The organism is Aestuariibacter sp. A3R04, from assembly GCF_018860805.1.
Classification (GTDB): domain Bacteria; phylum Pseudomonadota; class Gammaproteobacteria; order Enterobacterales; family Alteromonadaceae; genus Alteromonas.
Window position 1 is genome coordinate 491,453 of record NZ_JAHKQR010000011.1, and the last position, 24,686, is coordinate 516,138.

General features: G+C 47.5%; 26 protein-coding genes and 2 tRNA genes. 24 read left to right on the forward strand and 4 right to left on the reverse strand.

Going from position 1 to position 24,686, the window contains the following annotated elements; all coding sequences use genetic code 11:
- The first annotated feature begins 19 nt into the window (after positions 1-19).
- The 7 genes from KO518_RS11520 (at position 20) to KO518_RS11550 (ending at position 8,363) form a co-directional block, all read left to right on the forward strand.
- Positions 20-1,669 carry a fused response regulator/phosphatase gene (locus KO518_RS11520; RefSeq protein WP_216025975.1) on the forward strand — a complete coding sequence of 550 codons (1,650 nt, stop codon included), beginning with the start codon at positions 20-22 and terminating at the stop codon, positions 1,667-1,669.
- Positions 1,670-1,852: 183 nt separating this feature from the next.
- Positions 1,853-2,287, forward strand: coding sequence for a TerB family tellurite resistance protein (locus KO518_RS11525; protein ID WP_216025976.1), 435 nt, complete (start codon positions 1,853-1,855; stop codon positions 2,285-2,287).
- Between the two features lie 44 nt (positions 2,288-2,331).
- On the forward strand, positions 2,332-4,413 hold the full coding sequence (locus KO518_RS11530; RefSeq protein WP_252736102.1) for a bifunctional diguanylate cyclase/phosphodiesterase: 2,082 nt from the start codon (positions 2,332-2,334) through the stop codon (positions 4,411-4,413).
- A gap of 160 nt (positions 4,414-4,573) precedes the next feature.
- Entirely contained in the window at positions 4,574-4,918 is a 345-nt protein-coding gene (locus tag KO518_RS11535; protein WP_252736103.1) for a calcium-binding protein, read from the forward strand.
- Positions 4,919-5,032: 114 nt separating this feature from the next.
- On the forward strand, positions 5,033-6,436 hold the full coding sequence (locus KO518_RS11540; protein ID WP_216026885.1) for a HAMP domain-containing sensor histidine kinase: 1,404 nt from the start codon (positions 5,033-5,035) through the stop codon (positions 6,434-6,436).
- On the forward strand, positions 6,433-7,026 hold the full coding sequence (locus KO518_RS11545; protein ID WP_216025977.1) for a hypothetical protein: 594 nt from the start codon (positions 6,433-6,435) through the stop codon (positions 7,024-7,026). Before KO518_RS11540 ends, KO518_RS11545 begins: the two co-directional genes overlap by 4 nt.
- Complete coding sequence (locus KO518_RS11550) at positions 7,023-8,363, forward strand: sigma 54-interacting transcriptional regulator (protein WP_216025978.1); 1,341 nt, start codon at positions 7,023-7,025, stop codon at positions 8,361-8,363. The genes KO518_RS11545 and KO518_RS11550 overlap by 4 nt, the downstream gene beginning before the upstream one ends.
- A 46-nt stretch (positions 8,364-8,409) precedes the next feature.
- Here KO518_RS11550 and KO518_RS11555 read toward each other — a convergent pair whose 3' ends face one another.
- The gene (locus tag KO518_RS11555; RefSeq protein ID WP_216025979.1) at positions 8,410-9,285 is read right to left on the reverse strand and encodes a DUF72 domain-containing protein; all 876 of its coding nucleotides are present in this window, start codon (positions 9,283-9,285) and stop codon (positions 8,410-8,412) included.
- Between the two features lie 189 nt (positions 9,286-9,474).
- Between KO518_RS11555 and aspS the strand changes: the two genes are divergently transcribed.
- From aspS to KO518_RS11630, 15 genes are all read left to right on the forward strand, one after another.
- Positions 9,475-11,238: an aspartate--tRNA ligase gene (aspS, locus tag KO518_RS11560; protein WP_216025980.1), complete on the forward strand. Its 1,764-nt coding sequence runs from the start codon at positions 9,475-9,477 to the stop codon at positions 11,236-11,238.
- A 2-nt stretch (positions 11,239-11,240) separates the two neighbouring features.
- Positions 11,241-11,678, forward strand: a complete 438-nt coding sequence (nudB, locus tag KO518_RS11565) for a dihydroneopterin triphosphate diphosphatase (RefSeq protein WP_216025981.1) — start codon at positions 11,241-11,243, stop codon at positions 11,676-11,678.
- Positions 11,675-12,193 carry a crossover junction endodeoxyribonuclease RuvC gene (gene ruvC / locus KO518_RS11570; protein WP_216025982.1) on the forward strand — a complete coding sequence of 173 codons (519 nt, stop codon included), beginning with the start codon at positions 11,675-11,677 and terminating at the stop codon, positions 12,191-12,193. The genes nudB and ruvC overlap by 4 nt, the downstream gene beginning before the upstream one ends.
- A 29-nt stretch (positions 12,194-12,222) precedes the next feature.
- A complete protein-coding gene (gene ruvA / locus KO518_RS11575) occupies positions 12,223-12,840 on the forward strand; it encodes a Holliday junction branch migration protein RuvA (RefSeq protein WP_216025983.1) in 618 nt (205 codons plus the stop codon).
- A gap of 12 nt (positions 12,841-12,852) precedes the next feature.
- Positions 12,853-13,857, forward strand: coding sequence for a Holliday junction branch migration DNA helicase RuvB (gene ruvB / locus KO518_RS11580; protein WP_216025984.1), 1,005 nt, complete (start codon positions 12,853-12,855; stop codon positions 13,855-13,857).
- 430 nt (positions 13,858-14,287) lie between these two features.
- On the forward strand, positions 14,288-14,698 hold the full coding sequence (ybgC, locus tag KO518_RS11585; RefSeq protein ID WP_216025985.1) for a tol-pal system-associated acyl-CoA thioesterase: 411 nt from the start codon (positions 14,288-14,290) through the stop codon (positions 14,696-14,698).
- Positions 14,688-15,368, forward strand: coding sequence for a protein TolQ (gene tolQ, locus KO518_RS11590; RefSeq protein WP_216025986.1), 681 nt, complete (start codon positions 14,688-14,690; stop codon positions 15,366-15,368). The genes ybgC and tolQ overlap by 11 nt, the downstream gene beginning before the upstream one ends.
- Positions 15,369-15,389: 21 nt before the next feature.
- Positions 15,390-15,812 (forward strand): protein TolR, encoded by a 423-nt coding sequence (gene tolR, locus KO518_RS11595; protein WP_216025987.1) that lies wholly within the window; start codon positions 15,390-15,392, stop codon positions 15,810-15,812.
- A gap of 5 nt (positions 15,813-15,817) precedes the next feature.
- Positions 15,818-16,630, forward strand: coding sequence for a cell envelope integrity protein TolA (gene tolA / locus KO518_RS11600; RefSeq protein ID WP_216025988.1), 813 nt, complete (start codon positions 15,818-15,820; stop codon positions 16,628-16,630).
- 5 nt (positions 16,631-16,635) lie between these two features.
- Entirely contained in the window at positions 16,636-17,991 is a 1,356-nt protein-coding gene (gene tolB / locus KO518_RS11605; RefSeq protein ID WP_216025989.1) for a Tol-Pal system beta propeller repeat protein TolB, read from the forward strand.
- Positions 17,992-18,024: 33 nt separating this feature from the next.
- Positions 18,025-18,591 carry a peptidoglycan-associated lipoprotein Pal gene (gene pal, locus KO518_RS11610; RefSeq protein ID WP_216025990.1) on the forward strand — a complete coding sequence of 189 codons (567 nt, stop codon included), beginning with the start codon at positions 18,025-18,027 and terminating at the stop codon, positions 18,589-18,591.
- An 11-nt stretch (positions 18,592-18,602) separates the two neighbouring features.
- Positions 18,603-19,430, forward strand: coding sequence for a tol-pal system protein YbgF (gene ybgF, locus KO518_RS11615; protein ID WP_216025991.1), 828 nt, complete (start codon positions 18,603-18,605; stop codon positions 19,428-19,430).
- Positions 19,431-19,694: 264 nt separating this feature from the next.
- A tRNA-Lys gene (locus KO518_RS11620) sits at positions 19,695-19,770 on the forward strand.
- Between the two features lie 173 nt (positions 19,771-19,943).
- Complete coding sequence (gene nadA / locus KO518_RS11625) at positions 19,944-20,993, forward strand: quinolinate synthase NadA (protein ID WP_216025992.1); 1,050 nt, start codon at positions 19,944-19,946, stop codon at positions 20,991-20,993.
- Between the two features lie 111 nt (positions 20,994-21,104).
- Positions 21,105-21,195, forward strand: a tRNA-Ser gene (locus KO518_RS11630).
- A 216-nt stretch (positions 21,196-21,411) separates the two neighbouring features.
- Here the strand turns inward: KO518_RS11630 and KO518_RS11635 are convergent.
- Positions 21,412-22,056 carry a DUF1826 domain-containing protein gene (locus KO518_RS11635; protein WP_216025993.1) on the reverse strand — a complete coding sequence of 215 codons (645 nt, stop codon included), beginning with the start codon at positions 22,054-22,056 and terminating at the stop codon, positions 21,412-21,414.
- A gap of 3 nt (positions 22,057-22,059) precedes the next feature.
- Positions 22,060-23,262 carry a zinc metallochaperone GTPase ZigA gene (zigA, locus tag KO518_RS11640; RefSeq protein WP_216025994.1) on the reverse strand — a complete coding sequence of 401 codons (1,203 nt, stop codon included), beginning with the start codon at positions 23,260-23,262 and terminating at the stop codon, positions 22,060-22,062.
- An 80-nt stretch (positions 23,263-23,342) separates the two neighbouring features.
- Between zigA and KO518_RS20095 the strand changes: the two genes are divergently transcribed.
- On the forward strand, positions 23,343-23,477 hold the full coding sequence (locus KO518_RS20095) for a hypothetical protein (protein WP_256444435.1): 135 nt from the start codon (positions 23,343-23,345) through the stop codon (positions 23,475-23,477).
- Positions 23,478-23,580: 103 nt separating this feature from the next.
- On the opposite strand, the gene tpx is transcribed toward KO518_RS20095, so the two are convergent.
- Positions 23,581-24,075, reverse strand: a complete 495-nt coding sequence (gene tpx, locus KO518_RS11645) for a thiol peroxidase (protein WP_216025995.1) — start codon at positions 24,073-24,075, stop codon at positions 23,581-23,583.
- 163 nt (positions 24,076-24,238) lie between these two features.
- On the opposite strand from tpx, the gene KO518_RS11650 reads away from it, so the two are divergent.
- Positions 24,239-24,664, forward strand: coding sequence for a CBS domain-containing protein (locus KO518_RS11650; protein WP_216025996.1), 426 nt, complete (start codon positions 24,239-24,241; stop codon positions 24,662-24,664).
- Positions 24,665-24,686 lie beyond the last annotated feature (22 nt).

Consider the following 24,686-nt stretch of genomic DNA (forward strand, 5'->3'; position numbering starts at 1 on the left):
GAGCGGTTCGCCTTTTATTATGAGAATATTAATTGTCGACGATGAATCCCTCAATCGGTTTCTGTTAATACACATGCTCGAAGAAGAGGGCTACCTCGACTGCTTCGAAGCCAGAAATGGCGACGAAGCTCTGGCATTGGCGGAACAAATTAAACCGGACTTGATTTTGTTAGATGTCATTATGCCGGGGTTATCCGGGTTTGATGTTGCGCCGAAATTAAAGGCCATGAATGCAAACCTCTATTTGCCTATTATTTTTATTACCTCGTTGGACGATAAAGAAAGTCTGGTGAAGTGTCTTGAGGTGGGCGGTGACGACTTTGTTTCCAAGCCGTTTGACAGAGTTATTCTTTCGGCAAAAATTCGCGCTCACAGTCGTATTCGTCAGCTGAGCAGCCAAATTGAAAAGCAAAACCAGAGTTTGCTATATCACAGTCGACTCGTCGAACGGGAACACGCCATTGTTGAACATATTTTCAATAATGCCATTGTCAACCAACCAGAGGTACTCGCGTTTTTCGATACCATCATTTCTCCAGCGGCAGTATTTAACGGTGATGTGTTTTTGTGTGAAGCGAGTCCAGCAGGAGGTGCCTATTTTCTCGTGGGCGATTTCACTGGTCATGGCCTGGCTTCGGCTATTGGTGTGTTACCCGTAAGTCGCGCTTTTCAGGCCATGGTAAAAAAAGGTCTGGCGGTGAGTGAAATGGCTGTAACAATCAATGAAACATTGCTCTCTCTTCTCCCATCCGACATGTTTTTTGCTGCGTGTATCGTCGAAGTCGATATCTCCGGCACCCGTTTTACTATTTGGAATGGAGGCATGCCCCAGGTCATGCTCAAAAGTGTCCGCGGCTGCCGACTGCGTTACTTTCCATCGCGTCATATGGCACTGGGAATTCTTACTGATAGTGAATTTGATGCAGATTGTGACGTGATTGAAGCAGAACCGGGTGATCAGTTGCTGTTCTACACCGACGGTCTTATGGAAGTGATGAATGAATCGGGGGAGATGGCGGACGAACATGGCGTTATCGACTGGTTTACCCAGGATGACGTTTCCACCGCACTGGGAATGTATAACTGTGCAAAGCAATTTCGGGGGGGCGCAGAACAAGCTGATGACATGACTATTGTCGTGTTTAATTGTCAATCGCTGGAATCGCTTAAACACCGGTTTTCCATAAATGATCTTCCCTATACCATCAGTTTATCGCTGAAAGGCGCCGAGCTTCGCAATCCACGCATCATAGATTCTCTGATGGAGATGCTCAATTCCCAACCCGGCGTTGCCTTAGTGCGTTCGGACTTGTATACCATTTTTTCTGAAATATTTAATAATGCGTTAGAGCACGGCGTGTTGCATCTTGATTCATCCACAAAAAATACGCCTGAGGGCTTTATTCGCTACTATGAAGAAAGGGAGCGACGGCTTAATGCCCTCGAAGACGGACAAATTCGCTTCGATTTACAGTTTTTACCCACCGAGAGTGCTTTGTTAGTGTCTGTGAAAGACAGTGGAAGCGGGTTCGCGCTCAATTCACCTGAAATTCGTGACCTCTCAAACAGTTTTGGCCGGGGCATTCCTATATTAAGGGAGTTGTGTGATAAGGTTGAATATACCGAGCGGGGAACCAGGGTCACAGTAAGGATTTCTATGGTTCGCTAAACATGACAGCGGTGTACTTGTCACTCTTCTTTTATTTTCTCGCATTTGTCCCATTGCCAGGAACAAAATTCCGCAGTGCTGCATCAATTGTATGGAATTAAGGTACTGAAAACAGGTACTGCGTTGCACGAGTTTGTGCTGCGGTCGAACTGTGAAATACGACACTGAGCTCCAGGAGGCCATATGTTGAAAGCCGTTTTTGAATTGTTCCGACAGGAAAAAAGTGGGGAATCCAATCCTCACACCGTTGAATTGGCAACCGCAGCACTGCTAAGTGAAATTATTCGGGCAGACAACAACACTGACCAACGTGAATTGGAAGCGTATAAATCACTGTTAGCTTCTCACTTTTCTCTTTCGGATAACGCGTTATCTGTGCTGGTGAAAGCAGGACAGGATACTGCAGAAGACGCTGTCGATTTGGCACAGTTCACTCAAGCCATTAATCAACAGTGTAATAATGAAGAAAAGCAAGCTATTCTAAAAGGATTATGGGAAGTTGCTTACGCGGATAAACAAATCGCTCCTTTAGAAGAGCATATTATTCGGCGTATCGCAGATTTATTGTACTTGTCTCACAGTCAGTTTATAAAAGCCAAGTTATCGGTAACACAGTAGTGGTCTGCACAACATAAACCTGGAAACGTGCTGTATTGGAAGGAATGGAAGCGTTGTTTAAGTCAATGAAGTGGCCTTTGGCATTGGTCGTGGCTGGCGCCATCGCGATTTCGGTCTGTATTTTGTTTTTCTTGTCGCTTAAAGAGCACGAGTCACAAGTGACAGCGTTGCAACGAGACTATACTTTTGGTCTGGCTGCAATGGTAGCGGAAGATCTCAGTGATGAAATGCGCGCCTTACCCCTTTCCGTTGACGCTATAAAAGCCGAATTAAATACCCTCTCATCACAATCCAACGTGATCGCAATCCACATTTTCGACGCCGATAGGCAACTGGTTACTTATGCTTACTTCAATGATGACAAGGCCGTCGGCAGTGAAGCAATTGCCGCGTTACCCGTGTTTGGACAGGGGGCTCATGTATGGGAAAAACGGCTTGTCGCCGTAAAAAAAATTGACTATGAGGGCCGGGTACTTGGCAATGTCGTTATTACCTCTCAATTGGCTGACTTTATTGCTGAAAACCGCACTGCATTAATAAACCGAACGCTGCCGTATGTCTTTCTTATCGTTTGTGTGTTTGTGCTATTTGCAGTGTGGATGATGGGACGATATTTGAAACCATTACAGGCCCTTAGCCGGTTTACCGAGTCTATTTCTCAAAGCAAAAACTATACAGCAAGGTTTGAGCATACTGCCCACTACGAAGTCGCCCGGTTGGGCAAGAGTATTAATAGCTTTATCGATACCATTGAGGTGGAACTCACTATCAACCAGGAACAAAACGACACTTTGGTTGAACAGCAGCAAACCATGATGCGCCTGGCAAATTACGACAGTTTAACCGGCTTGCCAAACCGCCAGTTTGTGGTTGACAACTTGCGTCTGGAGTTAGCAAGGGTGCGGCGGAGCAAGGGTGATCTTGCCCTCATCTTTTTTGATTTAGACGGGTTTAAGGGGATTAATGATTCGCTGGGGCATGAAACCGGCGACCTCATTCTCATTGAAGTGGCAGATCGGGTGAATAATTTGCTGTGCGAAGGGGATCTCGTTGCCCGCCTTGGCGGTGACGAGTTTATTATTGTTCCCGACCGAGAAGTGGCCGATGTGGCATTGCACAACTTGGCACAAAACCTCATTGACGCGTTTACCGAGCCCTTTTTTTTGCGCGGTATGGCCCTAACCGTTGGCGTTAGCGTGGGTATCGCTAAAGCCAGCGATGCAAATTTTGAACTGAGTCAGTTAATGAGTAATGCCGATCTTGCTATGTACCGTTCAAAGGCCAGGGGGCGGGGTACATATACCTTGTTTACCATGGATATGGTGGAATCCCATAAACGCAAAATGTCTATTGCGAACAGCATTGACAATGCCGTGCAACACGATGAACTCTTGGTGTATTACCAGCCTAAAATTGACATGCAGGGGGATATCGTCGGGTTGGAAGCGTTGATCCGATGGCGACACCCTGAATTTGGTTTGATTATGCCCGGCGAGTTTATTCCCATTGCCGAACAAGGAGGAAAAGTCTCCGCCATCACTTATTGGATGATGGAAAGGGTGTGCATGGAACTGCCCGATTTACAAATGTTGCTGCCGAGTCCGTTTAGAGTGGCTATCAACTTATCAGGTCACGATTTGCGCCATACTAATCTGTTTGACGACATTCATGCCCTGTTTGAACGTTATCAGGTCGACCCACAATATTTCGAGTTTGAAGTGACAGAATCGGCTTATTTGGAAAATTTCGCCAATGCAGACAGGTTCTTTAAACGCTTGAGTAATTTGGGATGCACTGTTGCATTAGATGACTTTGGGACCGGATATTCGTCTCTCAGTTATTTGACCCGCATTACGATTGACACGTTGAAAATTGACCGCCAATTTATACGGGATATGGACAGTTCAAATCGTTGCCGGCTGGTTACCAGTGCCATTATTGATTTAGCAAACCGTTTGTCTCTTACGGTATGTGCTGAAGGTATTGAGCATGCAAGTCAATGGCAGTATCTGGCAAAACACGGCTGCGATCACATGCAAGGTTTTCTCTTTAGTCGGCCTGTACCTCTGGGTGAGATGCTGAACCTGCCAGACAATTTTAGTCACTTGATTTCTCATCGTAAGTAGGCGGTGCTCGTGACGAGTGCCTACTGTGTGTCACTATTATGCAACACATCAGCCCGTAATCTCTCCGTAATTAAGATTAAAATATTGTTTTTAAATGGTTATTTCATGTTGGCACTTTCTGTGCTTTTCAGTCAGTGACTACGCTTAACGTGTGTCGCGAATGATTGTTCAGGCTGGCGCAAGCCTGCGCCGTGTTCGCGCCCGGACACAGGAGAACATGATGAATCGCTTTGAAAAATTTTTTCTCGCTTTGCTTACACTGATAACCATCCAAACCCTTTTGATTGCCCAATCCCAGGCTAGTACTACTGAAAGCCCCTCAGACAAAGAACTAATGGCACAGTTTGACGATGATCAGGACGGCTTTATTTCGCTGAAAGAAGCTGTTGCTGACGCGCGTTTGCTCAGACTTTTTAGCCGCATTGATGACAATGCTGATGGCTTGCTCAGCGCTCAGGAATTAATGAAAAGCGATTATGTTGAAATCATCACCATGTCTCGCTAGTCACCGTGGAAAGCGCCCTTTTCACCGACGGTGCAGTGCCACTGGTGTCGTTATCTGTTGCTACAACCATGGGGGTGTGCGATCCTGAAAAGCCGGACTTCAATTAGTGACAGAATTTTGCGAGTAGGCTCTCTCAGACAACTGACGTTAGGCAGTTTTTTCCTGGCTCTTGTTCCCCTTATTGCCTTGCTTTGGCAGAGTCAGAGCGATTTGGCGATGGTGGGTAAAATGACGTCAGAAGAAACCCACTATGTGGTTTCTGTGGTCGGTCAGTTGCAGGCTCTGGACGGAGCAGCAACGGATCTTGAAAGAACCGTTCGTCAGTTCGCTATCATTCAGAATGCCACAGTGGCAGACCTGACCGACAATGCAATTTTTCAGTTTGCCAGTGCGAAATCCAAGCTTTGCGAGGCGTTAGCACAAAGCGAATACTGTCAGACGCTGGACAAGCAAATTGAGCAACTGCGAAACTTTCGCACTATTAGAGATAAGCTTCTGTTAAATGCTTATTTAGCGTCGTTGAGCACAGCCATGCAAGGCGTGCGTTCCGATGTAGATAAAGCTATCCAGGCTCGTTTGACTCAACAGCAGGAAAATATGTCCAGCATGCAGGCAAAACAGGCATGGTCTACGGCCTTACTGGTTTCGGTGTCCCTGCTGCTTATTTTGCTAGCCAGCCAGCTAATTGTTAACCCGGTGCGCAAGCTTAAGCAAATTATACAAATTTTAGCTCACCAGCGAGGTAATCTGCCGCCACTGTCCACCAGAGCACCTCATGAACTCATCGGCGTTGAAAAAGATCTGCACTGGCTTGCAGAGCGTTTACAGCAGCTTGAACATATTCGCACCGCACTGCTGCGCCACGCGGCCCATGAGCTGAAAACGCCGTTGGCGAGTATTAAAGAAGGGTGTAGTTTGCTCTCTGATAATGTCGTGGGGCCGTTGAATCCCCAGCAAGCGGAAGTCCTTACACTGCTGTCGTCGAGTACGCAACGGCTCAATACCTTGGTTGAAAAGCTCCTCGACTACAACTTATTGTTACAGCAAGCCCAGCCGAAGTTTACCAAGTGTAACCCGAAAGACTTAGTACGCGATTGTATCGAAGATTACGCCCTGGCATTGCAGGACCGGGAAGTCTCTGTTTCTGTGTCCGTGGCAAATGTCGTTGTAGATGAAGAATTGTATCGCCGAATATTGGATAATCTGGTATCAAATGCAGTCGCGCATGGTGCAATAGGCCGACCAATTTCGGTAAATATCTACAAAGAGGGCGATGATGCCATTCTCGATGTGGCGAACAGAGGTAAAAAAATTCCAGCCGAAAAAGTAAGTAAATTATTTGAACCATTCACCCGCGGCGATGACCCGAGAAACGACAATGTCATTGGCACAGGATTAGGGTTGTCAATTGTGTCTGACTGCGCACGCTTGATGCACGGTGATGTACAAGTGGTGGATGTGGATAATGCGGATGTGTGTTTCAGGGTAAGGATACCGCAAGAGGAAAATAACGAATGAGAATAAGAATGTTGCTGCCGTTTGCATTGTTGCTGAGCGGTTGTGCAGCGATTGAGCGTGAAGATTCGGCACCGGTTGAGCCGGTGGAGACCAATACAGACACACCGGTTCTTGAGGAAGACGATTCCTTGTGTCTGGTTGAGCCAACCGTGGAGCGGTTTGAGAGTCAATGTGATTTATTTTATTGGGTAAACTTATGGGTACAGGCAGATAACACCCGCTGGCCTGAAAGACGAGATGCAATAGCGACATTAAGTGATTCCACCGAAGATACGTTGAAGAAAATCATTTTATCTCTTCCCGTTGATACACCATACCAAAGCCGGTTGCGCGCGCAGCACTGGCTTACAGGGCTAGAAGCGAAGATTAACCCGGCAATGCTGAATGTGGTGAATTCCCTGGTTAAATCGCCCAACGGCGAGATGCTTGAGTTGGAGTCGGCCATGGTTATCCTAAATCGCGTGAACACAGATAAAGAAAAACAGCTTTCCATGTTAGAAAAAGAGCTGGCGTTACAAACAAAAAAATTGGAAGAGTTGCTGAAAGTCGAAGCCACTCTCATGGATAAAAACAGGAGTACTCAGCGATGAGCGAATTATCAGTCAACAATGCCAGACTGTTGCTGGTCGATGATGATAAAAGCTTGCTTCGTCTGCTCACCATTCGGTTGGAAGGCGAAGGGTATCAGGTTACGGCCGTAGAAGACGGCCAGGCGGCGCTAAAAAAAATACGCGGTGATGACTTTGATGTTGTGTTGTCAGATTTGAGAATGCCCGGGCTCGACGGGTTATCGCTGTTTGAAGAAATCATGGGGGTTCGCAAAGACATTCCCGTTATCCTCATGACCGCTCACGGAACTATATCTGATGCGGTAGCCGCTACTCAGCGCGGCGTATTTGGCTTTTTGACGAAGCCCGTGGATCACGATGAATTGCGAATGTTGCTACAAAAAGCACTCAGCCAGTCATTAGCTGCCCAGCCTGAAGAGTGGTGCAAAGACATCATTACCCGGTCTCCGGAAATGCTCAATGTTATGGATCAGGCCTACCGCATAGCACAACGGGAAGTCAGTGTGTTAATTAGCGGGGCAAGTGGTACAGGTAAAGAATTACTGGCCAACGCTATCCACCGCGCCAGTTCGCGGAAGAATATGCCATTTATCGCAATTAACTGTGGCGCACTACCTGAAAACCTGTTGGAGTCAGAACTCTTTGGTCATGCGAAAGGCGCGTTTACCGGTGCGGTACACGCGAATCCAGGGTTGTTTCGCGAAGCCGATGGCGGCACCTTGTTTCTCGATGAAATTGGCGATATGCCAATGACGTTACAAGTGAAGTTGCTGCGGGCGTTACAGGAGCGACAGATTCGCCCTGTGGGCAGTGCGAAACACGTGGATATTGACGTGCGGATCATTTCTGCTACCCATAAAGATTTACACAAAGAAATGGAAGAGGGCAGTTTCCGCGAAGACTTGTATTACCGGCTTAACGTGGTCAATTTGCAGCTTCCATCGCTTAAAGATCGAAGTGAAGACATTCCGCTGTTAGCCAGGGCGCTGCTGCAGCAAAGTGGTCACCGGCACGGAGTGAATGTAACCCAGTTTTCAGATGACGCAATGCAATCGCTGGTGAAGTCTGAGTGGCCGGGTAATGTCCGTCAACTGGTTAACGTGGTAGAGCAGTGTGTCGCACTAACTCAAACCCCGGTTATACCTTTGCATTTGGTGCAACAGGCATTGTCAGCCACCAGAGAAAGCTGGCCAACGCTGACAGAAGCAAGAGATGCCTTCGAGCAGAAATATCTGCACAAACTACTCAAAATGACCGATGGCAATGTAACCCGGGCAGCGGAGCTTGCTGGCCGAAACCGAACTGATATGCATAAACTTATGAAAAAGCACGAGCTTGATGCGGGTGATTTCAGGTAGAGACTGTGCACCACGGATGCCGGCCTCTGTCAGGGCTGTACTTGGGTTAAAATAAACGGGTTTGGCTGCTTTCGCACTGATCGGGGAAAGACAACACTGGCAAGGAGCTATCTGGATAGTGCCTGTTGTAAGCGCAGATAAACTGCTGCGCTAACCAAGGGGCGTCGGCATTGTCCGGTCGGTGGAAAAACAGATATGGTGACTTCCCTTCGCAGCGCCACTGATGGCATTTACGCACCCAGGGCAAGAGTTTTTTCTCATTGACAGTATCGCTATTGCCACCGACAAATCGCACGATAGGATTATTGTGGGTGGCAATAACATTTACCGGCACCTTTGGTTTCTTGTGCCTGACTTCGGTTGTTATGACGTTGTCTGCTTCCTCACTGAACAAACCCCGCGTATCCATAATAATGCGGTTGGCATTGTGCTCAATTAGCAAGCGGTTAAATCTGGCTTCCAGCGCATCTTTTGCGAAAAACGCCAAGTGTCTCACTTCAACCGCTATCGGTATTGATGTTGGGAAAGCTGCAAGTAAACTGCCCAATTGGTCTAACTGAGATGGAGAAAAAGAGGCGGGAAGCTGAATTAACAGTACGCCAAGCTTGTGTGACAACGGTGACAATAGCTTGCATTGCTCGGCAATGATGGGGTGATGTGGGTCAATGGTACCGTTGTGGGTAACCGATTGATGCAGTTTGAAAGTAAAGCGGAAATTGTCCGGCGTGTCTGCATACCACCGGGCAACAGTGGCAGGTTCTGGCAAAGCATAAAACGTGGTATTACCCTCAATGCTATTTAGCTGCCTGGCGTAATGATAAAGCGGTTTGGTTCGGGCTGACGATAACCCGTGCCAGGTAGTAGGCCATTGATTGTGTTGCCATTGAGGCAGCCCGATGTAAACGGGTGGTAGAGAATTCATCAGTTAATAGTGCAAATCTGTATTTGTCGTTGGGCTTTAGCAAGCATTTGTTTATACTATGCGGCCTTAAATTTAGTCTCAAGACTGAGTAGTGGTTGTCATACTGTTTTATCTATCACGCTTTGCGAACCAGGTAAATCCAATGTTGGCACACTTACACTCAGATTAATTATTCAGGGGTCAGGGACCATGCGCACAGATTACTGTGGGAATATCGATTCATCTTACATCGGCCAGGAAGTGACACTTTGTGGTTGGGTTAATAAACGCCGTGATTTAGGTGGTGTTATTTTTATCGACCTTCGGGACCGCGAGGGAATTGTTCAGGTGGTTTTCGATCCTGATCTCCCTGATGTATTAGATGTTGCCAACACCTTGCGCAGCGAGTTCTGCGTGAAAATGACGGGCAAGGTGCGTCCGCGCCCTGAAGGCCAGATCAATAAGCAAATGCGCACTGGTGAAATCGAAATTCTTGGTTTATCTCTGGATATTATTAACAAGTCAGCGGTATTGCCGCTGGACTGGAACCAGGAAAACTCGGAAGAGCAGCGTTTAAAGTATCGTTATCTCGACCTTCGCCGTCCCGTGATGACTGAGCGTTTGAAGTTCCGTGCAAAAGTAACCGGAGCAGTACGACGTTATCTTGAAGATGAAGGGTTTCTGGATATTGAAACGCCCATTTTGACAAAAGCTACGCCGGAAGGTGCCCGGGATTATCTGGTGCCCAGTCGCACGCACAAAGGCGAGTTTTTCGCCTTGCCACAATCGCCTCAGTTGTTTAAGCAACTGCTGATGATGTCGGGCATGGACCGTTACTACCAAATTGTAAAGTGTTTCCGCGACGAAGACTTGCGTGCTGATAGACAGCCTGAGTTTACCCAAATCGATATCGAAACTACTTTTCTTGATGCCGACGGTGTAATGGCGATTACGGAAGGCATGATCCGTGACTTGTTCCAGAAAATGCTCAACGTTGATCTCGGTGACTTTCCGCGCATGACGTATCGGGAAGCCATGACCCGTTACGGCTGTGACAAGCCTGATTTGCGAAACCCCCTTGAATTAGTTGACGTGGCTGACTTGCTTTCACAGGTTGAATTTAAAGTGTTCAGTGGCCCGGCTAACGACCCCAAAGGACGTGTAGCTGTTATCCGGGTACCCGGTGGTGCAAGCTTGTCTCGTAAACAAATAGACGAATACACCAAATTCGTTGGCATTTATGGTGCCAAAGGCTTGGCGTGGATGAAAGTAAATGAAGAAGCCAAGGGGCAGGAAGGCTTGCAGTCGCCAATTCTTAAGTTTTTGTCGGAAGATGTCACTGACGCGCTACTGGCGAGAACCGGTGCCAAAGCAGGCGACATTCTGCTGTTCGGTGCAGATTCAGCTACGGTTGTTACTGAAGCCATGGGAGCGTTGCGTCTTAAACTCGGCGAAGATTTTGAGTTGTTGGAAGGCGACTGGAAACCGTTGTGGGTTGTTGATTTCCCCATGTTTGAAGAAGTGGACGGCGCCTTATATGCATTGCATCACCCCTTTACCTCTCCTCGAGATGTAACTCCAGAAGAGCTGATAGCCAATCCGGCTGACGCGTTGTCGGATGCCTACGACATGGTATTAAACGGTGTGGAACTGGGCGGTGGTTCAGTTCGTATCCACGATCAAGATATGCAGTCTGCAGTGTTTGACGTACTGGGTATTGAGAAGGAAGAAGCGAAGAATAAATTTGGCTTCTTACTCGAAGCCTTGCAATTCGGTGCGCCCCCTCATGCCGGTTTGGCGTTCGGCCTGGACCGCTTAGTGATGTTGATGACAGGAGCAACCTCTATTCGCGACGTTATGGCATTCCCGAAAACTACAACGGCTGCGTGCCCATTAACCGATGCGCCGAGCCCGGCAAATCCCCAGGCGTTGGAAGATTTGGCTATAGCCACTGTGAAGAAGTCCGCAGAGTAGATATGGCTTTCAAAAGGCCCGAGTCTGTGCTGGTGGTGCTGTATGACGAGCGCCACCGGCTATTGCTGCTGCAGCGGGAAGATGACGCAGATTTCTGGCAATCTGTCACTGGCACAGTGGAAGAAAACGAATTACCCGAACAAACTGCTATTCGCGAAGTTGCAGAAGAAACCGGTATTATTCTACAGCCCAGTCTGCTAACAGACTGTCGACATATCAATCGCTATCAAATACGCGAGCGTTGGTTGTATCGTTATCCTCCCGGCACCTGCTACAACACCGAACACGTCTTTTGTGCTCAGGTCTCCTCTAAATTTCCTGTCAAACTTACCGAACATCTGGCATTTGAGTGGCTGAGTAAGCCTGCTGCGCTGGCCAGATTGTGGTCGCCTTCAAATCGCCTCGCAGTAGAAGCATTTGTACCCAGGCCAAGAACATGATTATACTGGGTATAGATCCAGGGTCGCGGATCACCGGTTATGGGGTTATTGCCCGACAGCAAGGTAAATTAGTGTATTTGGGCAGTGGCTGTATTCGTGTTAAAAGCGATGTAATGGCAGAACGTCTCGCCCAGATTTTCACCAGTGTCGGGGAAATCATTCGCGAGTTTTCGCCTGAGCAGTTTGCCATTGAACAAGTATTTATGGCTAAAAACCCTGATTCTGCGCTTAAACTGGGGCAGGCAAGGGGAGCCGCCATTGTGGCTGCGACTCAGTCAGACTTGCCCGTGGCTGAATATTCTGCCCGCCAAATAAAACAGGCAGTGGTCGGCAAGGGGAGCGCAGAGAAAACACAGGTGCAGCACATGGTTAAGCATTTGCTTAATTTGCCTGGAACGCCTCAGGCTGATGCTGCTGACGCACTGGCAGTGGCCCTTTGTCACGCCCATACCGCTCAAAGTTTGATAAACATGGCGGGGAAAGCGAGTAAAACGGTGCGAAGACGTCTGCGGTAGCGTGTCAATCGAACAAGGTAAAAGCTAGAATGATAGGACGAATAGAAGGGCGGTTACTCGAAAAGCAGCCGCCGGAAGTGTTAATTGATGTAAATGGCATTGGCTACGAAATACAAATGCCAATGACGAGTTTTTACCAGTTGCCAGCGGTAGGAGAAAACGTAGCGGTTTATACCCATTTTGTGGTGCGGGAAGACGCTCAACTGCTGTTTGGTTTCGCCGATAAGATGGAGCGAGGACTTTTCCGGGAACTGATAAAAGCAAATGGCGTTGGTCCGAAGCTGGGTCTTACGATTTTATCAGGTATGTCTGCGGCGCAGTTTCTCAATAGTGTTCGAAGCGAAGATGTTTCCGCATTGGTAAGTTTGCCGGGGATAGGGAAAAAAACCGCTGAGCGGTTAGTGGTTGAGTTAAAAGACCGGCTGGCCAAGTTTGGCAAACAAGAGGCGGTATATATTCCCCTCGATATGGCTAAACCCAATCGCGACACAATCGTTCCGCTGAATGATGCTAGAGAGGAAGCACAGAGTGCGCTGATTGCGCTGGGGTACAAACCGGTGCAGGCAAGTAAGCTGGTTACATCGGTTTATCAAGATGGCATGGAGAGTGAGAGCCTTATCCGTGAAGCCTTAAAAGCGGCAATTTAATGAGTAAAAAGCATGATTGAAGCTGATCGACTGATTGCACCCGCTGCCACAACGGAAGACGAGGTTATTGACCGCGCCATTAGGCCCAAGATGCTCGATGACTACACCGGGCAGCCCCATGTTTGCGAGCAAATGGAAATTTTTATTCAGGCCGCCCGCAATCGCGATGACGCCCTGGATCACCTATTAATTTTTGGTCCGCCAGGACTGGGAAAAACCACACTGGCAAATATTGTCGCTAATGAGATGGGGGTGAATATAAAAACTACTTCCGGTCCCGTCTTAGAAAAAGCCGGTGATTTGGCAGCGTTGCTAACTAATCTGGAGCGAAATGACGTTCTGTTTATTGACGAAATTCATCGCTTAAGCCCGGTGGTTGAAGAGATCCTTTACCCGGCTATGGAAGACTATCAGCTCGATATTATGATAGGAGAAGGGCCAGCAGCGCGCAGTATTAAGCTCGATTTACCTCCGTTCACCCTAGTGGGAGCAACCACTCGAGCTGGGTCTTTAACATCGCCACTGCGCGACCGTTTCGGTATTGTTCAACGGCTGGAATTTTATTCGGTGAAAGATCTCACCACCATTATCGCGCGCAGCGCTCGTTACCTGAACCTTGATATGGATGAGGAGGGGGCAACAGAAGTCGCCCGTCGGTCCCGGGGAACACCGCGTATTGCTAATCGATTATTGCGGAGAGTAAGAGATTACGCTGAAATTAAATCAGATGGTAAGGTACTTGCGGATATCGCCGCGAAAGCACTGGATATGCTGGACGTGGACAGAGAAGGCTTCGATTACATGGACAGAAAACTGCTTACCGCTATTATCGATAAGTTTGACGGTGGGCCGGTAGGTCTCGACAACCTCGCTGCTGCCATTGGCGAAGAGAAGGAAACCATTGAAGACGTAATTGAACCCTTTCTCATTCAGCAGGGGTTCTTACAACGTACACCCAGAGGACGTATTGTGTCTCAGCGGGCTTATTTGCACTTCGGGTTTGAGCCAAAAGCCTAAGTCAGACAGGAAAGGGGCCACGGGAGATCCTTAAGCCGGAAAAAAAGCGCCAGGTTTAGCCTGGTGTTTTTTAATCAGGTATAAAAAAAGCCCGTTCAAATTGAACGGGCTAAAACAACAAGTGTTGAAGGAAATAAATCCAGGGAACTCATGTCAATCAGAAGAAAACTCGTGCAAAACCGTCTTAGACCATTTTGCTCTGTTCGACAGATGGGAGCATTATAAACGGTAATACGACCGGGGCAATTGAGTAAAATTATAAGTTTGGATTAGAAAATCTAATGCGTTAATATGGTGTTAATTCAGGTTGCCAGTGCTGCATTTGAGCTTATAAAAAAGCTATTGTAACGCTTAAATCAGACCGTTTGGAGGACGCTGGTACGGTCGTTGATAGCTTTATTTTCGATTATTTATTTTGTTTTAGGAGAGGGTGTTGAAAAAGACTCATCAGTTTCAGGTCAGGGTGTATTATGAGGACACTGATGCAGGAGGTATCGTCTACTACGCCAATTATCTTAAGTTTATGGAACGCGCAAGAACAGAGTGGTTAAGAGAACTTGGTCATGAACAAGATAAAATGTTGGAACAATCAGTGGCTTTTGTCGTCAAACGGGTTGAAATGCATAACCATGCGCCAGCGCGATTTAATCAACTGTTGAGTATTGAATCGCAAATTGTAGAATTAAAGGGCGCTAGTTTGACTTTCAGACAGGAAATAAAAGATCCGCAGGGGCACAAGCTGGTTACCGCGGACGTAAAAATTGCATGTGTTGACCCCGTGGTGATGAAGCCACGGAAGTTGCCAGCCACTTTGTTAGGGGATTTATCCAGTGGAATCTGATTTAACGTTTATCGGCCTGTTCTTGCAGGCGAGCTTCGTAGTGCAACTAATTATGTTGCTGTTGCTCGGGGTATCTGTTGCCTCGTGGACTTTTATCTTTCAGCGCACTAAAGCACTGAATGCCGCAGAAAAAGAAATGCGCCAGTTTGAGGACAAATTCTGGTCTGGCGCGGACCTCAACAAACTCTACCAAGAACTATCAGCCCGCACCGGTGTGTCTGGTATGGCGAATATATTTTGCTCTGGCTTCAAAGAGTTTGTTCGTTTGCGCAAAGGCAATACTGCGGTAAACGGCATTGTCGATGGGACATACCGGGCTATGCGTGTGTCCATGTCACGCCAGGTAGAAGAATTGGAGAGCCGCTTACCCTTTCTCGCAACCGCAGGCTCAATCAGTCCGTATATCGGTCTGTTTGGTACTGTGTGGGGAATTATGAATGCGTTTATCGCCTTAGGTGAAGTTCAACAAGCTACCCTGGCGATGGTGGCACCGGGTATCGCAGAGGCCCTTATCGCCACCGCTATTGGTTTGTTCGCCGCCATTCCTGCGGTTATTGCATATAACCGGTTCAGCCACAAGGTAGAAAAGCTGGAGAACAGCTACGGCAATTTTATGGAAGAGTTCTCAGCTATTCTTCATCGCCAGGCAATGTCTGCTCAGCCGCAATAGCCGCTGACACGGAGACAAACTATGTATATAAGAAAAAGGCGCAGACCAGTATCCGAAATCAATGTCGTTCCCTATATTGATGTTATGTTGGTGCTGCTAATTATTTTCATGGTGACCGCGCCATTGATTTCCCAAGGTGTCAAAGTGGAATTACCCAAAGCCAGCGCCCAGCCTATTGAACAGGAAGACACGCCGCCGCTGATAGCGTCGGTAGATGTACAGGGCAATTATTATCTGAACGTGGGCAATGATCAGGATACCGCACTGGGAACACAGGAACTGACTGAACTGGTTGCGGCAAAACTTGAAAAGGAACCCAATACACCTGTGGTGGTTAAAGGCGATGGGCAAGTAGCGTATAACGAAGTTATTCAGTTAATGGTGTTGTTGCAAAAAGCCGGGGTTCCGTCTGTAGGTCTGATGACCGATCCGGTTGATGAATAATTCGTATGCGTAAACTCAATTCTGACCAGCAAGCCTTAGCGAAAGCCATTGGCGTTCATGTTGCTATTGCTGTAGTGTTGCTTATTAGCGTCAGTTTTTCGCCAGATCCATTTTTGCCGCCAAGCAATAGCGATGCGCCAGTGATAAAAGCGACGTTCATTGATGCCCAGGCGATTGCCGATAAACAAAAAGCTGAGGCTGCAGCGGCAGCAAAGGAGCGGGCTCAGGAAGCTGAACGTCAGCGCAAAGCTCGGGAGGCCGCTGCCCAGGAGCGCAAGCGAAAAGATCAAGCTAAGGCAAGAGCAGCAGCCGAGAGGCAAGCTGCAGAAAAAAAACGCCAACAAGAAGCGCTGCGAAAAAAACAACAGGAATTGAAGCGATTAGCTGCACAAAAAGAGCAGGAACGCAAAGCGCGAGAAGCGCGGGAAAAGGCCGAGGCGGCTAAAAAGGCCCGGGAAGCAAAGGAAAAAGCTGAAATGGAAAGGATGCTGCAAGAGCAAATGGAAGCTGAGCGCGCCGAGCAAGCTCGACGCAGACAAAAGCAGGTGTTGTCGGAGGTTGACCGCTATCGCGCGCTAATTACAGCAACGGTTCAGCGTTACCTTATTGACGACGACAGCTTTTCAGGTAAAGAGTGTCGTCTGAATATTCGGTTGGCGACATCGGGGTTCGTGACTCAGGTCACGCGCTTAGGGGGAAATGACGCGCTTTGCCGCGCAGCTGAAACCGCTGTACGCCGACCGGACAAATTGCCTATGTCTGACGATCCGGCCGTGTACGAGCAAATAAGAGATATAAACATAACGGTGAGACTGTAGTGACGATGAAACAAATCAGGATGTTTTTAGGGCTGATATTATTAAGTGTGAGCAGCCTGACCCAGGCTTCATTGGAAATTGTAATCACGGAAGGTGTAGACAGCGCACGTCCCATTGGTGTGGTTCCGTTTAAATGGGAAGGCGTGGGCAATGCCCCGGGCAACATTGCCGATGTTGTTATGGCCGATTTGACTCGCAGTGGAAAGTTTAACCCCATTGCAGTGGCGAAAATGCCGCAAATGCCTGCTACGGACAGAGAAGTCAATTACGGCGCGTGGGCGTCAACCGGCGTTGACACTATTCTGGTGGGCAGTGTAAGTCAGGAGGGAGCTGACAGTTACCGGGTTTCCTTCGAGCTTATCGACGTTCTCAGAGGGCAGGTAACGGGTGGCAAATCACAGGCGATGAGCAACGGTCAACTTGTGAGTAGTGAAGATCATGTTATTGACAAGCGACAAACCGTTATTGCTGGTGCGGACTTTCGCCAGTATGCCCATCGCATTAGCGACATTGTGTATGAAAAGCTCACCGGCGAGCGGGGAGCTTTCCTGACTCGGTTGGCTTATGTGGTTGTCAGAGATCGTGAAACTAACAGTTTGCCCTACCAACTGGTGATTTCAGATTACGACGGTGAAAACGAAACGCGTTTACTGTCATCCCCTGAACCACTGATGTCACCATCGTGGTCGCCGGATGGTGAAAAACTCGCGTACGTGAGTTTTGAAAATAAGCGACCACAGATTTTCATTCAGGATATCTATACCATGGAAAGAACGAAAATGACGGATTTTCCTGGTATTAACAGCAGCCCGGTGTTTTCTCCTGATGGCAAGAAGTTGGCGATGGTATTGTCTAAAGACGGCAATCCTGAAATTTATGTAATGGATATTGCTACAAAAAATTTGCAGCGAATTACCCGAAATCGCGCTATAGATACGGAGCCCAGCTGGATGCCAGATGGAAATAGCTTAATTTTTAGCTCCGAACGGGGTGGTAAACCTCAGATATATAGCGTAAATTTATCTTCTCGTAAGGTAAGACGCCTTACGTTTGAAGGCGAACAGAATCTTGGCGCTACCCTGACACCGGATGGTAAACAGGTGGTGTTAGTGAATCGCACGCGTGGCGATTACCATATCGCTAAACTTGGATTGGATAGTGGCGGGATGCAGGTGCTTACTAAGACATACTTGGATGAGTCGCCGAGCGTCGCGCCGAATGGAAGCATGATTATATACAGCACCCTTCACAACGGAACGCAGGTATTGTCACTGGTTTCGCTGGACGGGCGCTTTAAAGCCAGGTTGCCAGCCACAAATGGACAAGTGAAGTCGCCGAGTTGGTCACCATTTTTGTTTTAAAAAAGATTTAGAGAAATATAAGGATTAAAGAGGATGCAAATGAATAAAATAATGAAAAGCTTCATTATCGCTTTGCCAGTGGTGACAATGATGGCGTGTTCGTCCGGCCCGACCGAAGAAGAGTTGGCGGCAGAACGCAACCGTGTGGCACAAGAGCAAGCGGAAGCAGAGCGCCAGGCACGTGAAGCAGAGCAAGCGAGAGTGAAAGCAGAGGCGGCGCAACGCGTTAAACGTCAAAAAGAAATCGTTGAACAACAAAAAGCGGCGCTGAAGAAAGAACAAACAGTCTATTTTGACTTCGACCGTTCAACCATTAAGGCTGAGTTCCAGGCTCTATTAGACAAGCACGCAGAATTTTTGGTGCAGAACCCTGGCCAGAAAGTGGTTGTCGAAGGTCACACTGACCAAACTGGCACACCGGAGTACAATATTGCTTTGGGTGAGCGTCGTGCAAAAGCAGTTGAAACCTATTTACTGAACGCAGGCGTGAGCAGCAGCCAGGTTTCCACAGTATCCTATGGTGAAGAGAAGCCAGCTGTTATGGGGTCAACCGAATACGCGATGGCACAAAACCGTCGTGGTGTTGTAGTTTACCAGTAAGGATTTGAGGTTTGGCTAAACCTATTATTCAGGGCGTCACTTTGTGTGCCGCCCTTTTTACTTCAGCATCAGTGCTCGCGCAGGCTCCTGTGTACGACGTGGGCGCTAGTCAGACCCCTGCGGGTCATTCGTCGGCAAGCGGAGACAAGTCGCTTGAACAGCGTATTACTGTTCTTGAGCGAATGGTGGAAAGCCGTACTGAAATGCAGCACCGTTTGCAGTCTCAGATTGACACTATGCAAGGTGAAATTGACGAGTTGCGAGGTGCCGTTGAGGTACATACTAACCAGCTTGAAAAGGTACTGGAGCGCCAACGCGAACTTTACCTTGAAATCGATAAGCGGGTAGAAGCACTCAAACAGGCTGGTGTGGGTGCGGCGGCGCCTGTTTCAGAGTACAGCTCGACGCCGGTGTCTTCACCGTCGGCGTACTCTGCTGTGAGTAACCGACAGCCAACCTCAGGACGTGACGAAACCACCGCTTATGAGGACGCGGTTAATCTCATTTTGAAATCAAGGGAGTATGACAAAGCGATTCCTGCTTTTCAGTCTTTCCTGGGCGAATTTCCCAATAGCCAGTATGCACCTAATGCCCATTATTGGCTGGGACAATTGCTTTTTAATCAGCAGCGTTGGTCAGAAGCGTCAGAACAGTTTAACACCGTCATAACGCGGTTTACTGATTCCACGAAACGGCCCGATGCGTTGTTGAAACTGGGCGTTATTGCAGAGAGGCAAGGCAATAAAAATCAGGCGCGTACATTGTTTCAGCAGGTGATTAACGAATACCCCGATTCATCGGCGAGCAAGTTAGCACAATCGCGGTTAGGTGGACTTTAAAAGTACCTCCTTCGGGAGGTTTTTTTAAACCAGAGAATAGCTACATCAATAAAAGATGTGTTGTTAGCTAGTTTTTAGCACCGCGTTTGAGTCGATAAATACGTGTTTTAGTGGGGGAATAATGAGCGAAGTGCTTCCATTTTGACCGTTTGGCAAAGGAATTACAGAAAACTTAAAATAAATACGCGTTTTGGGTTGCGCCGCCCAAGAATATGAGTATTATATGCCGCCGTTGCCACCAAGTGGTAACACAGGTAAAGCGAAGGGTCGTTAGCTCAGTTGGTAGAGCAGTTGACTTTTAATCAATTGGTCGCTGGTTCGAATCCAGCACGACCCACCATCTTTCCTATAATTATTCTATTGTTGTCGTTTCTTTAAGTCTTCAAACGAGACGTTAGTAAACTCAAAAAAATCACAGAACTTAATTTTTTATTCATACCGTATCCCTATGTAATTTTTATGACAGTCGGGTATAATTCGCCCCCTTATTGTCGATAATTCAGGCTATTAGTTATGACCATTGCTTTTAGAGTCGATCAAGTTGATTATCCTTTCCCTGCAAAGCCGGCGCCACTCAGCGATGCGCGCAAGGCGGAGTTAAAGGCGGATATTAAGCAACTGCTGCAAGATCGCAACGCTGTTCTGGTGGCACATTATTACACTGATCCAGAAATCCAGGCGCTAGCGGAAGAAACCGGTGGTTGTGTGGCAGATTCGTTAGAAATGGCGCGTTTTGGTCGCGATGCCAGTGAGCAAACACTGATTGTTGCTGGCGTTAAGTTCATGGGCGAAACGGCAAAAATTCTGAGCCCAGAGAAAACTGTACTGATGCCGAATCTGGAAGCAACCTGTTCATTGGATTTAGGTTGCCCCATCGACGAATTTTCGCAGTTTTGCGATGCTCACCCCGACCATACCGTGGTGGTTTATGCCAATACCTCGGCAGCGGTAAAAGCACGGGCAGATTGGGTAGTAACATCCAGTATTGCCCTCGAAATCGTCGAGCACCTTGATGAGCAGGGCAAACCCATTATTTGGGGGCCTGATCGTCATTTAGGGTCGTACATTGCCAAAAAGACGGGCGCAGAAATGTTAATGTGGCAAGGCGAGTGTATCGTACACGACGAGTTCTCTGCGCAAAAATTGCACGACATGAAAGCCATTTATCCGGATGCGGCTATACTTGTTCACCCGGAATCGCCAGCCAGTGTTGTTGATTTAGCCGATGCTGTGGGATCAACCAGTCAGCTAATTAAAGCGGCAGAAGTTATGCCGAATGACACCTTTATTGTAGCGACTGACAAAGGCATTTTTTACAAGATGCAACAACTAATGCCACACAAAACTTTCATAGAAGCTCCCTCAGGCGGTAATGGAGCGACCTGTAAAAGTTGTGCGCATTGTCCTTGGATGGCCATGAACGGCTTACAGGCTATTTATAACAGCCTCACAGAAGGTGTTAACAACCACGAAATCCATGTAGATGCAGCACTGCGAGAAAAAGCACTAGTTCCACTGGACAGAATGCTGGGCTTTTCTGAACAATTGAAACAAAAACAGTAGTTGAGTGCCTAATTATAAAGCAGTTAGTGTTTTTTTAGTGGTTTAGACTTGATTCGTGGTCTGACTTTACCTACTATACGCGCGCTCAACGTAAACGTTGAAGAAGAATTTGGAGAGATGGCTGAGTGGCTGAAGGCGCACGCCTGGAAAGTGTGTATACGTTTATAGCGTATCGAGGGTTCGAATCCCTCTCTCTCCGCCAAATTATCGACAGGCCCCTAAAACCCTAGGGGCCTTTTCGTTTCCGGTCCTCAGATAGACAACCTGCATCATTGAGTGGTATGAAGTGTTGGCTTGAGTTACCTGCCAAGAGTAGTCTTTTATAGCCCTCCTAATTCTGGCGTTTATTACATTAAATGAAACGTTCCCGCCGACGTCGTTTTAAAGCTCCCTTTCACCCGCTTAGGAACACGTTCAACTACATGGGATCAAGCGTTAACAGCAGGCGTTTATCGTCTTTGGCCAATTGACAAGAACGATGCAATGCAGCCATTTCTTCATGTTGTGACCAAGCCTTACCTTTTAACAGCCCTACATCAAAGGTGTTCATCTGTTGAACGTGAGTCTCATTGGAGTAGATTCCCGCCCCTGATTTTTTGTTTTCAGCATAATTGTCCAACGGGTCTTCCTCTAGTACTTCAAGTGGCAGCCATTCGGTTCCGGGGCCAACATAGGTACTTACCAAGCGTACCGGAATGTTATCGACATGAAATTTAGGGCACATTGCAGTACTGAGCGGTGCTAATCGCAAACCCACTTTTTCGCAATCGAACAGGCAGGTTAGCATGTCTGATAGCAGGTGAATATCGGTGATGGCCGCATCCATTCCTTCGCAATCAGGCATTATTTCACGTAATTCATCTTCTAATGAATCCATAGAAAATACGCCGCGAATACCTAAGCCAAGCGCTTGAAAAGCTAATTGAAAATAACGGTTTACTTGTGAGTTAAAACCTCGCTCCCATATTGCGACACTGTTAGTTTTAGAAAAGATATCGCTTAAAACCAGAGGTGAGCTACTCGTACTCCAAGAACGTTGCGTGTGTTTTTCTGCGAGCTGCATAATTTAGTGCCCCCAAGAAGGGAATGGATCGGGTAAATTCGCCCAGGCCTGACTGCCTTGAAGCACGTCGTCCTCACTGAGTAAGCATTCATTTAAGCGTTCTTTGATGTCTTTTTCGTCTAGCCCCTGGCCGATAAACACGAGTTCCTGGCGCATATCTCCGAAGGGCTCAACCCATTGTTCCTGGATAGAGGCCAGATACTCGGGGTCGTCGGGCCATTGTTCTTTGGGTACTGCTTTCCAAAATAACCCTGCGGCGCCATACCTTGCCATACCACCTGCCTGACTCCAGCTTCCCGCGAAACGAGGCCGAGTGGCTAACCAGAAAAAGCCCTTAGAACGAATTAGCTTACCTGCAATGTCCTTGCTGTGTAAAAAATCATAAAATTTCTGTGGATGAAACGGCCGTCTTGCCTTAAAAACAAAGCTGCTGATGCCGAACTCTTCTGTTTCCGGAATATGCTCTCCCCGAAGTTCTTTTAACCACCCAGGGGCCTGTTGTGCTTTTGCAAAATCAAATTTACCGGTTGCCAGTACTTCTTTTACGGGAACATTGCCGTTTTCAATTGGGATCTGTATCGCATCTGTATTTAAGGTTTTAAGGATGTGCTGGAGCCGCTGCAGCTCTTTATCTGAAATAAGATCGATTTTACTTATTAACAAGACATCTGCGAATTCGATTTGCTCCACCAATAGATCAGCCACACTTCTTTCGTCTTCCTCTCCAAGGCTTTCTCCTACGTCGCTAAGTAATGCTGCTTTGTCATAATCAGCTAAAAAATTTAATGCATCGACCACTGTAACCATGGTATCCAGACGGGCAACATCGGAAAGACTTACACCATTTTCATCAGCAAACGTAAATGTTTCGGCAACGGGGAGGGGTTCTGAAATACCTGTAGATTCAATGACTAGGTAGTCATACTTGCCGTCTTTTGCCAATCGCGTGATTTCTTCCAGTAGATCTTCTCTTAGTGTGCAGCAAATACACCCGTTACTCATTTCCACCAGCTTTTCCTCTGCGCGGTTAAAGCTAATTTCATTTTTAACGGTAGCGGCATCAATGTTAATCTCGCTCATGTCATTTACGATGACGGCGACCTTTAGGCCATCGCGATTATTAAGAATATGGTTGAGTACAGTCGTTTTGCCAGCACCGAGAAAGCCTGATAATACGGTAACGGGCAGCAGAGATTGAGTTGTCATAGTGGTGTACAATCTTGATTGAAAAATATGTTATAACATAACATATTTGAAATTGATTGCTAAAGCAAAGTTGCGATTTTATGCATACGTCTTTCACAGGTGAAGGCTTTGGGGGAGACGCACTGGAAAAACCATCAATGCTTTACAACGGATACTGTATTCGTGTGCTGCTCTCTCTTATCGGCCCGGAGAGTGGGATAGACGTTCACCGTTGAAACAGGAAATGTTGGGAGTTGCAGTAGGTGATAACACGAAATACACTATCGAAGGTGAAAAGAAAGGCGCACTCTCACTGCTGACAGTGTGCGCCTTGCGCGCTTACAATGCAGCTAGCGCCGCGTCGTAATCAGGCTCGTCGGCGGTTTCTGCTACTTGTTGCGCGTAAGTCACTTTGCCTTCACCGTCAATCACCACGATACTGCGAGATAGCAAGCCAGTAAGGGGGCCTGTTGTGAACGCGACCTTATAATCCTCACCAAATGTCGAGCGGAATGTTGAGCCCGTCAGTACATTTTCAATGCCTTCCGCGCCACAGAAGCGCCCAGCTGCAAAAGGCAGATCGGCCGATACGCAAATCACCACGGTATTGTCCAGAGATGCTGCTTTTTCGTTGAACTTGCGCACTGACATGGCACACGTGGCGGTATCAATGGAAGGGAAAATATTCAAGATGATATTTTTACCCGCTAGTTCGGCAAGTGTAACTGTAGATAGATCTGCTTTAACTAATTCAAACTGAGGAGCTGTTGAACCTACTGACGGCAAATCGCCCGCAGTTTCGAATGGGTTACCCTGAAGTGTTACTGTTGCCATAATGTATTGACCTTTTTTGTGGATGTTCATTCTATAGTGATGGGTAAGCGTGTAATTTCAAGGGTAAAAGCTGCAGATGACAAAATAAATTTTATCCGTTTTTTTTTTCAATCGAACAGAGGTTATACTGAACGCACGTAAACCGAAACACAGAGGGCAGAGATTGAGCGTTAACGCAATTATGACAAAGCGCGTGGTGAGTGTAAAAATGGACGATACCTTAAACACGCTCAAAGCGCTTTTTGAAGCGACAGGTTTCCACCACTTGTTAGTGATTGAAGGCAAGCGGCTGGTTGGAGTGGTTTCTGACCGCGATTTACTGAAAAATTTAAGCCCTTTTGTTGATACTTTGTCTGAAAGGTCAAGAGATCGAGCAATACTGGAGCGTCGCGCCCATCAAATTATGACCCGGGAGATCATTTCCATACAGGAACATTCGAGCATTGTGAGGGCAATCTCCCTGTTTAACCAGCACAGGATCTCTTGTTTGCCTGTAGTCGATGGTTCAGGTCATCCTGTGGGGATTATATCCTGGCGCGATATCATGCAATACATGGAACAGCGAGTGACGGAAAAGCAGCAAGCGTGAGCCGACCCCTTTGTTCGGGAAC

What these genes read in the sequence shown, in the direction of transcription:
- KO518_RS11520 (WP_216025975.1), top strand. Translation starts at nt 20, where the DNA reads ATGAGAATATTAATTGTCGACGATGAATCCCTCAATCGGTTTCTGTTA.
- KO518_RS11525 (WP_216025976.1), top strand. Translation starts at nt 1,853, where the DNA reads ATGTTGAAAGCCGTTTTTGAATTGTTCCGACAGGAAAAAAGTGGGGAA.
- KO518_RS11530 (WP_252736102.1), top strand. Translation starts at nt 2,332, where the DNA reads ATGGAAGCGTTGTTTAAGTCAATGAAGTGGCCTTTGGCATTGGTCGTG.
- KO518_RS11535 (WP_252736103.1), top strand. Translation starts at nt 4,574, where the DNA reads ATGATTGTTCAGGCTGGCGCAAGCCTGCGCCGTGTTCGCGCCCGGACA.
- KO518_RS11545 (WP_216025977.1), top strand. Translation starts at nt 6,433, where the DNA reads ATGAGAATAAGAATGTTGCTGCCGTTTGCATTGTTGCTGAGCGGTTGT.
- KO518_RS11550 (WP_216025978.1), top strand. Translation starts at nt 7,023, where the DNA reads ATGAGCGAATTATCAGTCAACAATGCCAGACTGTTGCTGGTCGATGAT.
- KO518_RS11555 (WP_216025979.1), bottom strand. Translation starts at nt 9,285, where the DNA reads ATGAATTCTCTACCACCCGTTTACATCGGGCTGCCTCAATGGCAACAC.
- aspS (WP_216025980.1), top strand. Translation starts at nt 9,475, where the DNA reads ATGCGCACAGATTACTGTGGGAATATCGATTCATCTTACATCGGCCAG.
- nudB (WP_216025981.1), top strand. Translation starts at nt 11,241, where the DNA reads ATGGCTTTCAAAAGGCCCGAGTCTGTGCTGGTGGTGCTGTATGACGAG.
- ruvC (WP_216025982.1), top strand. Translation starts at nt 11,675, where the DNA reads ATGATTATACTGGGTATAGATCCAGGGTCGCGGATCACCGGTTATGGG.
- ruvA (WP_216025983.1), top strand. Translation starts at nt 12,223, where the DNA reads ATGATAGGACGAATAGAAGGGCGGTTACTCGAAAAGCAGCCGCCGGAA.
- ruvB (WP_216025984.1), top strand. Translation starts at nt 12,853, where the DNA reads ATGATTGAAGCTGATCGACTGATTGCACCCGCTGCCACAACGGAAGAC.
- tolR (WP_216025987.1), top strand. Translation starts at nt 15,390, where the DNA reads ATGTATATAAGAAAAAGGCGCAGACCAGTATCCGAAATCAATGTCGTT.
- tolA (WP_216025988.1), top strand. Translation starts at nt 15,818, where the DNA reads ATGCGTAAACTCAATTCTGACCAGCAAGCCTTAGCGAAAGCCATTGGC.
- tolB (WP_216025989.1), top strand. Translation starts at nt 16,636, where the DNA reads ATGAAACAAATCAGGATGTTTTTAGGGCTGATATTATTAAGTGTGAGC.
- pal (WP_216025990.1), top strand. Translation starts at nt 18,025, where the DNA reads ATGCAAATGAATAAAATAATGAAAAGCTTCATTATCGCTTTGCCAGTG.
- nadA (WP_216025992.1), top strand. Translation starts at nt 19,944, where the DNA reads ATGACCATTGCTTTTAGAGTCGATCAAGTTGATTATCCTTTCCCTGCA.
- KO518_RS11635 (WP_216025993.1), bottom strand. Translation starts at nt 22,056, where the DNA reads ATGCAGCTCGCAGAAAAACACACGCAACGTTCTTGGAGTACGAGTAGC.
- zigA (WP_216025994.1), bottom strand. Translation starts at nt 23,262, where the DNA reads ATGACAACTCAATCTCTGCTGCCCGTTACCGTATTATCAGGCTTTCTC.
- KO518_RS20095 (WP_256444435.1), top strand. Translation starts at nt 23,343, where the DNA reads ATGCATACGTCTTTCACAGGTGAAGGCTTTGGGGGAGACGCACTGGAA.
- tpx (WP_216025995.1), bottom strand. Translation starts at nt 24,075, where the DNA reads ATGGCAACAGTAACACTTCAGGGTAACCCATTCGAAACTGCGGGCGAT.